We start from the raw sequence: 13,869 nt of genomic DNA, 5'->3' as shown, positions 1-13,869 counted from the left end.
GGGCGGCGGCGGTGTGCGGGGGCGGTCGGAGTGCGCTCCGGCGGGCCGTCATTCCTCGTGACGGGGTGCGGACTTCGTGCTGGTCCCGTCGTCCGGCGCCCCGGCGTCCGGTCCGGTGTACTCGGGCAGTGTCACCCGGGCCACCGCCCCGCCGTCCGGGGCGTTGCGGAACTCCAGGCCGGCGCCGATCACGGCGGCCTGCCCGGCGGCGATGGTCAGCCCGAGGCCGTGCCCCTTGCCGCCGGCCTCGGTGCGGAACCGCTGCGGGCCGTCGGCGGGCAGATAGTCCGGGAAACCCGGGCCGTGATCGCGTACGGTCACCACCGGTCCGTCGACCGTCAGCACCACCGGGGGCCGGCCGTGCCTGTGCGCGTTGGCGATCAGGTTGCCCAGCACCCGTTCCAGGCGCCGCCGGTCGGTCACGGTGCGCAGGTGCGCGGAGCCCTCCGGGTGTTCGACACGGATAGTGGTCGCCGTCCCGGACGCGCGCACCACCCGCTCCACCAGCGGCACCAGTTCGTACACATCGAGATCGACGGCTTCCGTGCGGGCGTCGAGCCGGGAGATCTCCAGCAGATCCTCCGTCAGCGCCCGCATCGCCCGGACCCGGTCCCGCACCAGCTCGGACGGCCGCCCCGGCGGCAGCAGCTCGGCGGCGGCCGAGAGACCGGTCAGCGGGGTGCGGAGCTCGTGCGCCACATCGGCGGTGAAGCGCTGCTCGGTCTGGAGCTTGCGCTGGAGCGTGGACGCCATCGTGTCCAGTGCCCCGGCGACGATCGCGACCTCGTCCTGCGGGGGCGAGGGATCCGCGGTACGAGGGTCGCCGACGCGGGCGTCCAGGTCCCCGGCGCTGATCCGGCGGGCCACCCGGGCCGTCTGGTGCAGCCGCCGGGTGACCCGGGTGACCGAGAAGGCGCCGACCAGCACGGTGGCGCCGATGGCCAGCAGGGAGGAGCCGAGGATCGCCCCGTCGAGGCTGTCGATGGTGCGGGCGCTCTGGGTGTAGTCCACCTGCGTGGCCAGCGCGCGGCCGTCCGCCGGGCCCGCCGCCCACATGGCCGGACGCCCGTCGTACTCACCGACCAGAGTGCCGCGATCGCCGCCGGCGGCCAGGGTGCGCAGGGCGGCGGGCAGTCCCGGGGGATCGATCCCGGCGTCCGGTGGCAGCGCCTCGCCGGTCTCGTACGCGGCGGTGACGTCCGCCAGCCGGGACAGGGCCTTCTCGCGGGCCCGGTCGACGGTCTGCCGGGTCACCTCGGTGTGGACCAGCGCGCCCAGCAGTGCGGCGAGCGCACAGCACATCACGGTGAGGAAGACGGTCGATTTCCAGGTGAGCGTCGCGGCCCAGGAAGGCACCCGGAGCCGGCGCGGACGCCGCCGCGTGCGCGGCCCGCCCGCGCCGGGCCGGTTCATCGGCGCTCCGCGGAGACACCGTCGGAAGGCGTCGCGGTGGGGCTGACAGGGCTGACGGGGCCGGTGGGTGCGACGGGGGCGGCGCTGGGCGGGGCGGTCGTGAGCTGCGGGCGCGGCGCTCGGGACGACGGGATGCGCTGGATCTCGTCCTGCGTCGGCAGCATCGCCCGCTGCCGGGCGTCCCAGGACCAGACGGTGCGGTACTCGTACCCGGTGATCGCGGACGGTGCCCGCATGATCAGGTCCCGCCCGGCCAGCTCGACGCTGATCACGGCGTCCGAGGTCGACAGGATCCGGGTCACCCCGCCCGCCTCCGGCATGTAGACCCGCACCGAGAGCTGGTGGTCGGGCAGCCGGATGCCGAGCACCAGATCGTCCCTGCCGTCGCCGGTCAGATCGCGGTAGTAGGGCCGGAGCACGGGACAGGCGTCCGGTTCGGTCCGGCAGGCGTTGATCTTCCGTACGGTGCCGGCGGGCAGGTCGGCCATGCCGCTGGACCGGTTGGGCCTGGCCCGCAGACCGGCCTGCACCACCGCCACCGGATCCAGCCGGTGCACATCGCCGTCCGGCACCTTGATCCCGGGGATGCGCGCGGTCTCGCCCTCGCCGTAGTCGTACGGCGCGGCGGAGGCGGGCGGCAGCTCGGGCCAGAGGCGGGCGGGACCGACGGCGGTCGGGGTCGGTCCGGCGCTCCGCAGCCCGCCGCCGTTGCCGCAGCCGGCCGACAGCAGCGCCATACCGGCGACGGCCCCGAGGGCCGCCGCAGTGCGGCACCGCACCCCGTGACGCGGACGCATGACTCCCTCCCTTCCCGAGGCCCAGATCTCAAGACCTTATTCGGAAGGAAGTCCGTAATGCCTATTTAATACGGGCAAGAGCGTACGTTTTTCGTGCCGGCAAGGGGCCTACCGGCTCGGGTCAGCTCTGGTACGGGTTCTGTCCCTGCCCGTTCGGCGCGTACCCCGGCTGCCCCTGCGGCTGCCCGTACGGATTGCCCTGCTGCGAGGCCGCGTGCTGGGCCAGCAGCTGCTCGGCCTGCTCCTTGGGGATCTGCTGCTCACCGCCGCAGAACGTGCACTGGGTCGCGAACTTCGTCGAGAACGGGAAGAGCGGCACGAAGAAGAGCGTGAACTTCGTGACCCTCTTGCGCAGCGTGTGCGCGGCCGGGTTGCCGCACCACCCGCAGACCAGCGTCAGTATCGCCAATTGGTACAGATAGCCTCGCGTACCGAAAATGATCACGTTGCGGGTCCCTTCCCCGTATTTGCCTGAAGCGCTCGCCGGCAGAGCGCCAGCAGCTTCTCGTCCTCGTATGTGTCATGGCTGCCGTACCCGCCGTCCATCGCGTTGTGACGGCGTACGGAGGCGAGTTCGGCGAGCAGCACATGTGCCGCGTCCGACCCTGCACCAGCGGCACCCATCCGCGCCAGGCCTTCCGCCGCCCGGACGCGCACATGACGGTTCTGCTCCCAGGCCGCCAGGAGCACCGGCACGGACTCGTCGGCCCGCCCGGACACCTCCCACAGCGCGATCGCCGCGTCCACCCGCAGCCACAGCTCGTCGTGGGCCAGCAGCGCGCGCAGCCTCGGCGCTACCACCGAGCCCCGCGCCCCGAGCCGGCCCAGCGCGTCGACCGCGGCCCGCAGCTCGTGCACGCGCTCCGCCCGCAGGCCCTCGACGAGCACCGGCAGCACGGCCTCGGCGTCCCCCTCGACCGCCCACAGGGCCTTCGCGACCTCGGTCGCCGAAGTGGCCCCCGGGCTCCGCAGCAGCGCACGCAGCTCCGGCAGGACGCCGCGCGCCGCCGGCCCGAACGAGCCGAGCGCCCGCAGTGCCTCGGTACGCACCCACTCGCCCCGGTACTCCGGCGCGCCGTGCAGCACCCGCAGCACCTCGGGCAGCGCCTCGTCCGCCCGCAGCGCTGCCAGGCCGGTGAGCAGCGGGCCCGCCCGGTCATGCACCCGCTCGTCGAGCGGGACCTCGCCGAGCCGGCGGCGCAGCACCCCGGCCAGCGGGGCCGCCGCCGCCCCCAGGCAGCCGATCGCGAACCCCACGTCGTGCGGCACCTCGGGCCGCTCCAGCGCGGCGGCCAGCGCGGGCACGGCACGGGCGTCGCCCAGCCTGGCCAGCGCCTTCACCGCGCTGCCCAGCGCCGGCGGCCCGCTCGGCCAGTCCCGCACCCAGGCCCCGGGATCCGCCGCCACCCGGGCCGCCAGCGCGTCCGCGGCGGGCGCGGCGAGCCCGAAGAGCTCCTCCAGCACGTGCGCGGCGGCCTCGGCCAGCCGTGGCTCGGGGGTGGCGAGCTGCTCACCGACCAGCCGGACGAGCTCCTCGTACGAGCCCCGCCAGGTCCGGATCATCCCGCCGCACATCCGCAGCGCTTCGATCCGCTGGCAGAGGTCCGGGCTGCGCAGCTGATCCGTCAGCAGTGCCGTCCGCTCGGCGACCCGGTCGTCGAGCCCCACGTGCAGCGTACGCAGCAGGTCTGCCGTCCAGGGCCCGGTGCGCACCGGCGCCTCCTCGTCGGACAGCGCCCGCAGCCGGCTCCCCCGGGCCACCGGCTGGGCCCGCTCCTCGGCGGGCGGTTCCCCGGCGGCGTCCGGGTAGGCGTCGACGGCCGCGACCGCCTCGCCCGCGGCAGACGCACCGGCCGGCGCGTCGAGGGCGGGGGCCGTCCCGGACCGGCGTCCGGGTACCGAGCGCAGCTGCCGCAGCAGCCCCGTCACCACCCGCACGACATCGCCGGGCAGTGCGTCCGGTGCGCACCTGGCCAGCTGGGCCAGCGCGGCCAGCCGCAGCCCGGGCGGGAACCCTTCGCCCGTCAGCCGGCACAGCCAGGCCGCTGCCTCCGCGGCCAGCAGCCGGTGGCGCAGGGCGACCCGTCCCGCGGCCTCGACCAGGGCGAGCCGCACCTCCTCGTCCGGCTCGATCGGCAGGCGTTCCCGCAGTAACGCGAGGACCTTGTCCGGATGGCCGTGAAGCGCGGCGAGCGCCAGCGGCGCGCTGAGCCGTACCCCCGGGTCCTCGTCGGCCATCAGCTCGAAGAAGACCCCGGCGCCCGCCGTGACGGCGGTCGCCGCCATCGCGTAGTTGGCCGCGCCCTCGATCTCGTCCTCGTCGATCTCGGCCTCGTCGTCCTCGTCCAGATCGATACCGCCGATGCTGGTGAGCAGTTCGACGATGCTGCCCCGGTCCTGGATGCCCGGATCCACGACCAGCTCGAAGAGGAACGGAATACTGGCCAGCGTGCAGGCGTAGACGTCCCCCTGATGGTGAACCGCCCCGTACATCCCGTCCAGCGCCGCCTCGCGCTCCGCCGGATCGGTGGACGCGAGACCCCGCAGCATCGCAGGCACATCACCGGCCGGCCCATAGGCGTGCTCCATCGAGGCCCAGTCGACCTCGTCGATCCCTGCGAACACCCCATCGCCTCCCCACGCATTTCAACGAAGCAGTGTCTGCGAGGAGTGTGCACCACGGGTCGGACGCTCCGCCCTCCACATGCGGTCTTTTCCTAGCGAGCATGACAAAGGTCTGTGCCATGCGCTATCGGCGGACCGGCGAGAATCGGCCGCTTCGGGTGACGGGACGACAGCCCGGGGGAGACTGCGGGGCGACGGGCAGGGGAGAGGGCTACGGGGCGACAGGCAGGGAGAGCGCTACGGGGCGACAGGCAGGCGGCCGGCCTGGTCCGGGTCGGCCAGGGGGCCGAGCAGATCCCCGTACCGCTCCAGCCGCGCCGCCATCCCGTCCGGCAGGAAGACCAGCTCCCCGGGGGCCCGGCACCCCTCGATCTCCGCCCAGGTGACGGGCGCGGACACGGTCGGTTCGGGCCGGGCGCGCAGCGTGTAGGGGGTGGCGGTGGTCTTCGCCGCCGCGTTCTGGCTGAAGTCGACGAAGACCTTCCCCGGCCGCAGCGCCCGCTTCATGCGGTGCACGACCAGGTCCCCGAGCTCCCGCTCCGCCCGGAGGGCCAGGCCCTTCGCGTACGCCGACACCCGGGCGGAGGGCGTCGGCTCCAGCGGTACGAGCAGATGCAGCCCCTTCGACCCGGACGTCTTCCCGTACGCGCACAGCCCGTCCGCCGCCAGCCGCTCGCGCAGCCACAGCGCCACCGCACAGCACTCCACGACCGTCGCGGGAGGTCCGGGGTCCAGGTCGAACACCATCCGGTCGGCGATCCCCGGAGCACCGGCCCGCCACTGCGGAGTGTGGAACTCCACCACCAGATTCGCCGCCCACATCAACGAGGCCAGATCCTCCACGACCACCTGTCTGGCCTTCTTGTCCTCGCGGTGCGGCATCGGAGTGGTCCGTACCCAGGACGGCGTACCGGGTGGCGGATTCTTGGTGAAGAAGCGCTGCCCGTCCGGCCCGTCCGGGTAGCGCAGGAAGGAGACGGGCCGGTCGCGCAGATGGGCGAGCAGGGGCCCCGCGACGGTGGCCGCGTAGTAGTGCAGCACCTCGCTCTTGGTGGTCCCGGTGGCTGGATACAGCACCTTGTCGAGATTGCTGAGCGCCAGCCGTCGCCCCTCCACCTCTGTGATCGGCGTCATACGATAAGAATCACATGATTTAAGAACGTACTGGTATTCATGCGGACACAAGGGGTGAACGGTGAGGTCCATCTGGAACGGCGCCATCTCCTTCGGGCTGGTCAGCATCCCCATCAAGCTGGTCAACGCCACGGAGAACCACTCGATCTCCTTCCGCCAGATCCACCTCGCCGACGGGGGCCGGATCCGCTACCGGAAGGTCTGCGAGATCGACGAGGAGGAGGTCACCGCCGCCGAGATCGGGAAGGCGTACGAGGAGCCCGACGGTTCGGTGATCCCGGTCACCGACGAGGACCTCGGCTCGTTGCCGCTGCCCACGGCCAAGACGATCGAGATCGTGGCCTTCGTGCCGGCCGCCTCGATCGACCCGCTCCAGATGGACGCGGCGTACTACCTCTGCGCCAACGGAGTTCCGGCGGCCAAGCCGTACACCCTGCTCCGCGAGGCGCTGAAGCGGAGCCAGAAGGTCGCCCTGGCGAAGTACGCGCTGCGCGGCCGTGAGCGGCTGGGCATGCTGCGCGTGGTCGACGACGTGATCGCCATGCACGGCCTGCTCTGGCCGGACGAGATCCGCAGCCCGGAAGGCGTCGCCCCGGAGACCGACGTCAAGGTCCGGGAAGCCGAACTCGACCTGGCCGACGCACTGATGGACACCCTCGGCGAGGTCGACATGGACTCGCTCCACGACGACTACCGCGAGGCGGTCGAGGAGCTCATCGCCGCGAAGGCGGAGGGCCGGACGCTGGAGCCGGCTCAGGCGGAGGACTCGGGCGGCAAGGTCATCGACCTGATCGCCGCCCTGGAGAGCAGCGTCCGGGCGGCGAAGGAGGCCCGCGGCGAGGAGAAGGCGGACGCTCCCGTCGCCGGGGTCACCTCCCTCGGCGGCCGCAGGAAGTCCGGCGGCACCGGGGCGAAGAAGAAGGCCACGGCCGCCGCCAAGAAGACGGCCGCGACCACGAAGAAGAAGTCCGCACCGGCCAAGAAGACCGCGGCGCGGTCGACGGCGAAGAAGGCCACCAAGTCGACGGCGAAGAAGACCACCGCGAAGTCGGACCCGAAGCCGGCGGCGAAGAAGGCGGCTCCCCGCAAACGGGCCTCGGCCTGAGCCCCCGGCACGCCCCCTCCGCACCCCCCTGCAAACGTGGCCGACGGCCGCCCCGGAGGCAGAGCCCCGGGATGGCCGTCGGTATCGGACCTACGCCGTCGGCACCGGACCGGTGGTGGCTCAGTGCCTGCGGAACGGGAAGCGGTACGAGTTCACGTAACCGGCCGCCGGAGTCCCGACCCCCGTCACGTCGTCGTACCCCTTGACCGCCTTCAGCGAGGCGTCCTTGCCGAGGCTGCGCAGCGAGGTCAGCAGACCGTCCGCCGCGTCCACGCCGTTGGCGTAGTCGACCCGGACGACCGCGAGATCGCGGTTCGCGCCCAGCGGGTGGTCGGTGACGTCGTGGTGCGCCTTCGAGTCGTACCGGGCGTAGATCGCCGGGTTGGCGAAGCCGATCGGCAGCCCGTGCCGGGCCTGCTGCGCCAGAGCCTGGACACCGGCGATGACCGGCGCGGCCAGTGACGTACCGCCGATGCGGTACTCGTCGTAGCCGAGCGATCCGTCGGGCATCGTCTGGGTCTGGCCGACCAGGAAGCCGGTGTTCGGGTCGGCGACGGCCGCGATGTCCGGGGCTGTGCGCATCCGTTGCTTGCCGTTGGCCTGCGCGAGCGAGTCGGGCACGACACCGCGCTGGTAGAACGGCTGCTTCACGGACGAGCTGGTGCCGCCGCCCGCGCCGGAGGTGTAGGCGCCGGGGAAGCCGGCCCAGCTCTTCCCGTCGTCGGAGAGGCTCGACTTGAGCGTGCCCCAGCCGGTCTCCCACTGGTACTTGTCGTTCTTGCCGACCGCCAGCGCGGTTCCGCCGACGGAGGTCACCCAGGCGGAGTTGGACGGTACGTCGATCTGCTTCGTGCCCGTCGACGCGACGTTGTCGCCGTCGTCGCCGGAGGAGAAGTAGAAGCCGATGCCCTCGACCGCGCCCATCTTGAAGACCTGGTCGTACGCAGCGGCGACGTCCGGGGTCTCGTTGGCCTCGATGTCGCCCCAGGAGTTGGAGACGATGTCGGCGAGCCGGTTGTCGACGATCTTGTTCAGCGAGTCCAGCAGATCGGCGTCGTAGCAGGAGGCGCCGCCCACGTAGACGATGTCGGCGGAGGGTGCGACCGCGTGCACGGCCTCCACGTCGAGGGTCTCCTCGCCGTACCAGCCGGAGGCCCCGCACTCCTCGGTCCTCGTGTAGTCGTCCGGCAGCACCTGGGTCAGCTGACCGCGACGGTAGGGCGCGTCGCCGTTGCGCTTGGCGTACTCGGCGGCGTCCTTCGCGATGGTCGGCGAGGCGTACGCGTCGGTGATCGCGACGGTGACGCCCTTCCCGGTCCAGCTTCCGGCACCGTAGGCGGCGCGCAGCTGCTTGCCGGTGTACCCCTTCACGGCGAACGGCGCCTTGGACCCGTAGGCGCTGGGCAGCGACGACGCCGTCTTCGAGCCGTAGTACGTGGAGAAGGGGCCGGAGTTGCGGAACACCCCGTCCGGCGGCGGCAGGGCCTCGTCGTGGCTCGACTTGTGCGGCGCGTTGTCCAGGCCGGAGACGGCGAGCACGGCGTCGCTCAGCGCGGCGGGCACGGAGGCGGTGGAGGCCGGGGCGCGGTAGGTGCGGCCGCCCTTGCGGTAGTTGCGCAGCTGGGTGCCGAACGCCTTCTCGGCGGCGGCGACCTCACCGGTGGCCGAGACGTAGTGCTGGTTGGTGCCGGTGACGGTCAGCCCGTTCGACTTCAGCCACGTGCTGACCTGGTCGATCTGCTGCTGCGTCGCCCCGAACCGGGCCTGCGCCCGACCGGCGCTCAGGTACTTCCCGTACGAAGCGGACTGCGGGTCGGAGACGGCGGCGGCGTAGGCGGCCAGCCCCTTCGCGTCCCGTCCGGCCAGGTGGACCCGGACGCTGACCTTGCCGCTGTCGGACGTGGCTCCCAGATCCGCCCCGGTGGTGGCCCAGACAGGCTTGGTGCCCTGCAGCGCGTCCCGCCCGCTCGGCGCGGAGTCGGCGCTGGCGTTCGGTATCCCGAGGGCGAGCGCGCCGGCCAGCAGCGGCAGCGTCGCTGCCATGCTCAGCGCGGCGCGACTTCTCGCGCGGCTGGTTCTCATACAACCCCCTGCGATGTGGGTCTACGCGTGTGGATTACATGCGCCGGATGATGTGCACATGTAATGCGCCACTCTGGCGAGGAACGCCTCATGTAAGGGGCATGCACTGACCAAGAATCGACCAAGTGAACCAATGTGCGGGGCAGTTCGCCGAGAAACCCACGAAATGCCCTGCTGGGGAACCCTCGTCGGCGACCCCGCGCTGTGCGGTACGGCCTACGCCGCGACACCGGCCGGTTCGACCTCGACGAGGTGCGCGACCTGGCCCGCGCGGAGCGCCCCCCGCGGTGGATCCCCCGGGCCGTCGAGGCCGCCCGCACCGGGGACGAGCCCGCGCTCGCGCGGGTGCGCGCGGAGGTGAAGGAGCCGATGGTCGGGTACCCGGCGCCGGGGCTGCCGGTGGGGTGACGGTCCCGCCGCGGTGACCGCATTGCCCGTTCGAGCCAGGGGTGCGAGCTACGCGAGATCGCTCACGAAGGCCCGCCAAGCGCCCCGCCCGAACCCGATCACGGGCCCGTCGGGGCGCTTGCTGTCGCGGACGGGGACGAGGTGGGGGAGGTTGGTGGCGGCCTCGACGCAGTCGCCCTGGCCGCCACTGTGGCTGCTCGTCCGCCATGCCGCTCGGGTGAGGTCAGGCATGGGACCTATGGCAGGGGTCATTGCTGATGCTCCTTGGCGATGCGATGGATCAAGGCGAGCGATTCCGTCTGCGGCAGCGCCGCAGTGCGCGCGTCGTCGAAAAGGGCGCGGTAGCGGGCGACTTCGGGTTCCCGCTCCGTCCAGATGTTGCCGGTCGGTGTCTCCGACAGTGCCAGGTCGAGGGACGAAACCTGCGGAAAGCTCAGTAGCAGGTACGGGCCGAACATACCTGAATGCGCGCCGCGTTCGAACGGCAGGACCTGGACGGTGACGTTGGGGAGTTCGGCCATGACGGCCAGATGTTCCAGCTGGGTGTGCATCACGGCAGCCCCGCCCACCCGTTGCCGAAGTACGCCTTCGGCAAGCACTGCCCACAGCTCCATGGGTGCGTCGTCGGTGAGCCGCCGCTGTCTGGCCAGCCGAACCTCCACGAACTGGTCGATCTCCTGGGGTGTCTGCCAGGCCCGTGACGCCACCGTCACCGCGCGTCCGTACTCGGCTGTCTGGAGGAGTCCGGGGACCAGCTGCACTTGGTACGTGCGAATGCGGTCGCAGATCGCTTCCATCTCGATCTGGTCCCGGTAGGTGTCGCTGAGCACATCGGCGTACTGATGCCACCAGCCGTCGCGCCGACGCCGGTTGGCCCTGCGAGCCAGCGCCTCCAGACGTTCGCAAGCAGCTTGGTCCGTCACCCCGTAGGCCTTCATCAGTGCGACGAGGTCGGGCGTACGGACAGGAACGTGGCCATTTTCTATGCGGCTGATCTTGCCCTTCGTGCAGTCCAGGGCCTCCGCCGCGATGGCTGTGGTGAGGCCGGCTGCCTCGCGGAATCGCCGTAGTTCATCGCCGAGTTGGCGCCCGAGCACGGTGGATGGCTTCACGTTTGGCATAGCTACCTCCTATCAGAGCCCGGCGGGCAGCGGCTGCCGGTTCTCCCGAAAGGATGAATTCTTCCTCGCGATGCCGATTCAACGTTGCGCCAGTAGTCGTTTTCTCGGCACGCTCGTGCTGCCTGGACCGCGAAGTCGTCGCCTCGCCAGGCCACTTGAACCGAGACCTTCTGCCTTCCGGGAGAGCCATGCCGCACCCTTCCCTTTGCCAAGCCACCTTCCGGCTACCTCGCCGTCGCTCCAGCGTCCCGAAGGCCCGAGCCGTCCTCCGCGCCAGGCTCGGCGAATGGCGGGCGCGCCAGGACGCCGCCGACTGCGCCGAGTTGGTTCTCTCCGAGCTGGTCACCAACGCCCTGCGCGCACCCGCGCCCGGCGACCGGATGGTCGGCGTACGCATCGTCTGCCGCGAGCGCGGCGCTCTGCTCCGGCTGGAGGTGAGCGACGCGGGGGAGGGGCGGCCACGGATGCAACGCCCCGGCGCGCTCGACACGGCCGGCCGCGGCCTCCAACTCGTCGACGCACTGGCGGAACGGTGGGGCGTGGACGAGCGGCGGGCCGGGATCGGGAAGACGGTCTGGGCGGAACTTCTGGCCCCGGGAACTGCTTCCGTAACCCGGCCGGAGGGGATGGAGGTCGCGGCGGTGACCGTACGGCCCGGGCAGTCGGTACGGGCATGGGGCGGCTGGCACACCGTCCGGAGCGTGCGCGGCGAGCGGTACCCGTCCGGCGGTCTCGCGGTCGTCGTCGGGCTGGACGACGGCCCGGCCCTGCGGCTGCCCGCGTCGGAGCCCGTGACGGTACGGGCCGAGGGCGGCGCGACGGCGCACCCGGGCCAGGCATTCCCGCGCTGAGCACGGGGCGGGCCGGGAAACGGACGGCTGCGGGAAACGCCGATTGATCACCAGCTGCGCGACCACGCGCCTATGCTCGCCGGATGGAGCAGAGTGAAGTGGTGAAGCGGGTGGTGGGCATCCTCACGGAAGCGGGCGAGATCCGTCGGCTGCTCGAAGAGAACGTCGACCGCGACGACCTGGACACCGACCCCAGCGTGGTGACCGTACTCCTCAACGAGACCATGCCCCGGATCACCGTTCCTGAGGACGCCTCGATCGAAGAGGTCGCGACGCTCGTCGGCCGCGAGGTCGGCGGTGCGGTGGAGCAGCTGGTCGGCGCGTTCACCCTGGCCTTCGCGATGCTGGCCCAGGTGCACGACTCCGGGCAGACGGACGTGACGTCCGCCGATGTGCTCCAGGACCTGGCGCTGCGGGCCGAACAGATCGGCTCCGACGGGCCGGAGGGCGCAGGGTCGTAGGCCGCACGGACCGAAGCCGGTGGCCGGTCGGGCACTCCGCTGTGAACGGGTGCGACCGTAAATGACAACTGGCCGCACGATCTGGCGTGGTTCCACTTGCCCGTGGAAGCGCTGCGGTCAGATCTGGATGATGGTGACGCGCTTTCCGCATAGCGCGGTGAGGTCCTCCATATCCGAGGTGAGGACGCTGCTCGCAGCCCGCCTCGGGGTGACGGGCGGGTCGGCCGGCGAGTGTTCCTTCGCCACGCGGCGACCGCGCACGCGCGGCCGCTCCCCGGCAAGGGGCGGCATCAAACGCCGCCCCACGCCTCCAGCAGCTCAGCAGGCCTGTACGTCGCGTCCAGCGCTCCGCAGTCGGTCCCGCTGCGCGAGACCGCGACCACCGGTACCGGATCGGGTGTCAGCGCGGCGCGGTGACGGTGCAGCGCGGCCAGGTCGTGGCGGTCGAAGGGGGAGTTCTCCAGCCACTTCACCGAGCCGACGAACAGCAGCTCCTTGGCGATCGGGGCCCTGTCCGCTCCCACGATGTCGATCTCCACGTCATTCGTACGCGTCCAGTAGCCGCCGATGGCCGGGGCGGCCGGGAGGTTCCCGTCGGGCAGCAGGCGGGCCAGGGCCTCCCGTACCAGGGGCTCGACAGCCCGGCCGCGCCAGCTCGTCCAGTTCTCCTTGATGCGGGACAGTGTCAGATCGCCCCGGCCCCGTTCGATCTCAGGAAGGGACGGGCCGAGCAGCTTCAGCCAGAAACGCAGGTACGGGTCGGCTACCCGGTAGCGGCGGTCCTTCGACGGCCGGGTGGACAGGGGCAGCTCGCCGGCCACCATCCGTTTGTCCACGAGGGCGGTGAGGGACCGTTGCAGGGAGGCACCGGACAGGCCGCCGGCCGCGCGAGCGATGTTGGAGAACGTCCGCTCGCCGCTTCCGATCGCGGACAGCACCGTACGGGCCTGCAACTCCTTGGGGAACTCCGCGGCCAGCGAGCGCTCCGCCGAGACGAGCAGAGCGGATACCGGATCGCTGAGAGCTTCCCCGAGGAAGTCCCACAGGCTTGCCCCGCGCTTCCACTCCGTGCAGATGAGCGGCAGCCCGCCCGTGACCAGCGTGGCGTCGAAGGCCGACGCGGCGTCCAGGCCGAGCATCCGGCCCACTTCCGCCGGGTTCAGCGGTCCGAGCACCATCTCGCGGCCCCGCTGGTGGAACGGGCGCCCGTAACTGTTCAGCGCTTCCATCATCGACAGGTCGGACCCGATGAGGACGAGAAGCACCGGTTTGGTCTCCAGCACTCTGTCCCAGGCGCGCTGCAGCACACCCTCGAATGCGCCGTCCGCATCCATCAAGTACGGCAGTTCGTCCAGGACGACGACGCTCGCCCGGTCGTGGGGCAGGGCCGCCGCCAGCACGTCGAACGCGGCGTCCCAGCTCGCCGGCCGGGCTCCGGCCAGGAGGCTTGCCAGCGGCAGCGTCGAAGCGTCGGCGTCCCGGGCAAGCCTCTGGAGATCGGCCTCCGGGGATGCCCCGGTGGCGGCGTAGAAGAGGAACGGAGCGCCGGAGCGCTCGGCGAAGCGCTCGACCAGTCTGGACTTGCCCACACGGCGACGCCCCCGCAGCATCACGCATCTGCCGGGCCGCTCCCCGCCCGCGCCGGCGGCGACCTTGCCCAGTTCACGCTCCAGCGTGGCCAGCTCGACCTGTCGCCCCACGAAATCTGCCACGGACACCCTCCGGTGACATTTACGTTACTAACATCAATGATAGTAACGTTCCCGTTCTCTTTGTGGATCCGCCACACCGCACACTGTGTGCCACGACGTTCATCTCACCGATGGGTCGCCGTCGGGGGTCGGCAGCTGCATGAATGGAGCCGGCCAGCCC

The 13,869-nt window shown here is 71.7% G+C and carries 13 protein-coding genes; 4 read left to right on the top strand and 9 right to left on the bottom strand.

The window, feature by feature from the left end; all coding sequences use genetic code 11:
- Nucleotides 1-48: 48 nt before the first annotated feature.
- The 5 genes from ACIRJP_RS33250 to ligD form a co-directional block, all read right to left on the bottom strand.
- The gene (locus ACIRJP_RS33250; protein WP_404182313.1) at nucleotides 49-1,413 is read right to left on the bottom strand and encodes an ATP-binding protein; all 1,365 of its coding nucleotides are present in this window, start codon (nucleotides 1,411-1,413) and stop codon (nucleotides 49-51) included.
- Nucleotides 1,410-2,210, bottom strand: coding sequence for a hypothetical protein (locus ACIRJP_RS33245; protein WP_404182310.1), 801 nt, complete (start codon nucleotides 2,208-2,210; stop codon nucleotides 1,410-1,412). Before ACIRJP_RS33245 ends, ACIRJP_RS33250 begins: the two co-directional genes overlap by 4 nt.
- Nucleotides 2,211-2,331: 121 nt before the next feature.
- The gene (locus ACIRJP_RS33240; RefSeq protein ID WP_351260828.1) at nucleotides 2,332-2,655 is read right to left on the bottom strand and encodes a zinc-ribbon domain-containing protein; all 324 of its coding nucleotides are present in this window, start codon (nucleotides 2,653-2,655) and stop codon (nucleotides 2,332-2,334) included.
- Nucleotides 2,652-4,835 carry a HEAT repeat domain-containing protein gene (locus ACIRJP_RS33235; RefSeq protein ID WP_404182307.1) on the bottom strand — a complete coding sequence of 728 codons (2,184 nt, stop codon included), beginning with the start codon at nucleotides 4,833-4,835 and terminating at the stop codon, nucleotides 2,652-2,654. The genes ACIRJP_RS33240 and ACIRJP_RS33235 overlap by 4 nt, the downstream gene beginning before the upstream one ends.
- A gap of 237 nt (nucleotides 4,836-5,072) precedes the next feature.
- On the bottom strand, nucleotides 5,073-5,969 hold the full coding sequence (gene ligD, locus ACIRJP_RS33230; protein WP_404182304.1) for a non-homologous end-joining DNA ligase: 897 nt from the start codon (nucleotides 5,967-5,969) through the stop codon (nucleotides 5,073-5,075).
- A 61-nt stretch (nucleotides 5,970-6,030) separates the two neighbouring features.
- On the opposite strand from ligD, the gene ACIRJP_RS33225 reads away from it, so the two are divergent.
- Nucleotides 6,031-7,074: a Ku protein gene (locus ACIRJP_RS33225; protein WP_404182301.1), complete on the top strand. Its 1,044-nt coding sequence runs from the start codon at nucleotides 6,031-6,033 to the stop codon at nucleotides 7,072-7,074.
- Nucleotides 7,075-7,194: 120 nt separating this feature from the next.
- Here the strand turns inward: ACIRJP_RS33225 and ACIRJP_RS33220 are convergent, their stop codons facing one another.
- Nucleotides 7,195-9,156, bottom strand: coding sequence for a protease pro-enzyme activation domain-containing protein (locus ACIRJP_RS33220; RefSeq protein ID WP_404182298.1), 1,962 nt, complete (start codon nucleotides 9,154-9,156; stop codon nucleotides 7,195-7,197).
- Between the two features lie 204 nt (nucleotides 9,157-9,360).
- Here ACIRJP_RS33220 and ACIRJP_RS33215 point away from each other — a divergent pair, with 204 nt between their 5' ends.
- Nucleotides 9,361-9,564 (top strand): hypothetical protein, encoded by a 204-nt coding sequence (locus ACIRJP_RS33215; RefSeq protein ID WP_404182295.1) that lies wholly within the window; start codon nucleotides 9,361-9,363, stop codon nucleotides 9,562-9,564.
- A gap of 48 nt (nucleotides 9,565-9,612) precedes the next feature.
- Here the strand turns inward: ACIRJP_RS33215 and ACIRJP_RS33210 are convergent, their stop codons facing one another.
- The gene (locus ACIRJP_RS33210) at nucleotides 9,613-9,816 is read right to left on the bottom strand and encodes a DUF397 domain-containing protein (RefSeq protein ID WP_404182292.1); all 204 of its coding nucleotides are present in this window, start codon (nucleotides 9,814-9,816) and stop codon (nucleotides 9,613-9,615) included.
- Nucleotides 9,813-10,685 (bottom strand): helix-turn-helix domain-containing protein, encoded by an 873-nt coding sequence (locus ACIRJP_RS33205; RefSeq protein WP_404182289.1) that lies wholly within the window; start codon nucleotides 10,683-10,685, stop codon nucleotides 9,813-9,815. Before ACIRJP_RS33205 ends, ACIRJP_RS33210 begins: the two co-directional genes overlap by 4 nt.
- A gap of 188 nt (nucleotides 10,686-10,873) precedes the next feature.
- Here ACIRJP_RS33205 and ACIRJP_RS33200 point away from each other — a divergent pair, with 188 nt between their 5' ends.
- A complete protein-coding gene (locus tag ACIRJP_RS33200) occupies nucleotides 10,874-11,536 on the top strand; it encodes an ATP-binding protein (RefSeq protein ID WP_404182286.1) in 663 nt (220 codons plus the stop codon).
- A gap of 83 nt (nucleotides 11,537-11,619) precedes the next feature.
- Entirely contained in the window at nucleotides 11,620-11,997 is a 378-nt protein-coding gene (locus ACIRJP_RS33195) for a hypothetical protein (RefSeq protein WP_404182283.1), read from the top strand.
- Between the two features lie 290 nt (nucleotides 11,998-12,287).
- Here the strand turns inward: ACIRJP_RS33195 and ACIRJP_RS33190 are convergent, their stop codons facing one another.
- Entirely contained in the window at nucleotides 12,288-13,709 is a 1,422-nt protein-coding gene (locus ACIRJP_RS33190; RefSeq protein ID WP_404182280.1) for an ATP-binding protein, read from the bottom strand.
- Between the last annotated feature and the right edge of the window lie 160 nt (nucleotides 13,710-13,869).

The sequence above is a fragment of the Streptomyces sp. NPDC102437 genome (assembly GCF_044765565.1).
GTDB lineage: Bacteria > Actinomycetota > Actinomycetes > Streptomycetales > Streptomycetaceae > Streptomyces.
This window is presented reverse-complemented; position numbering and strand designations above follow the sequence as displayed.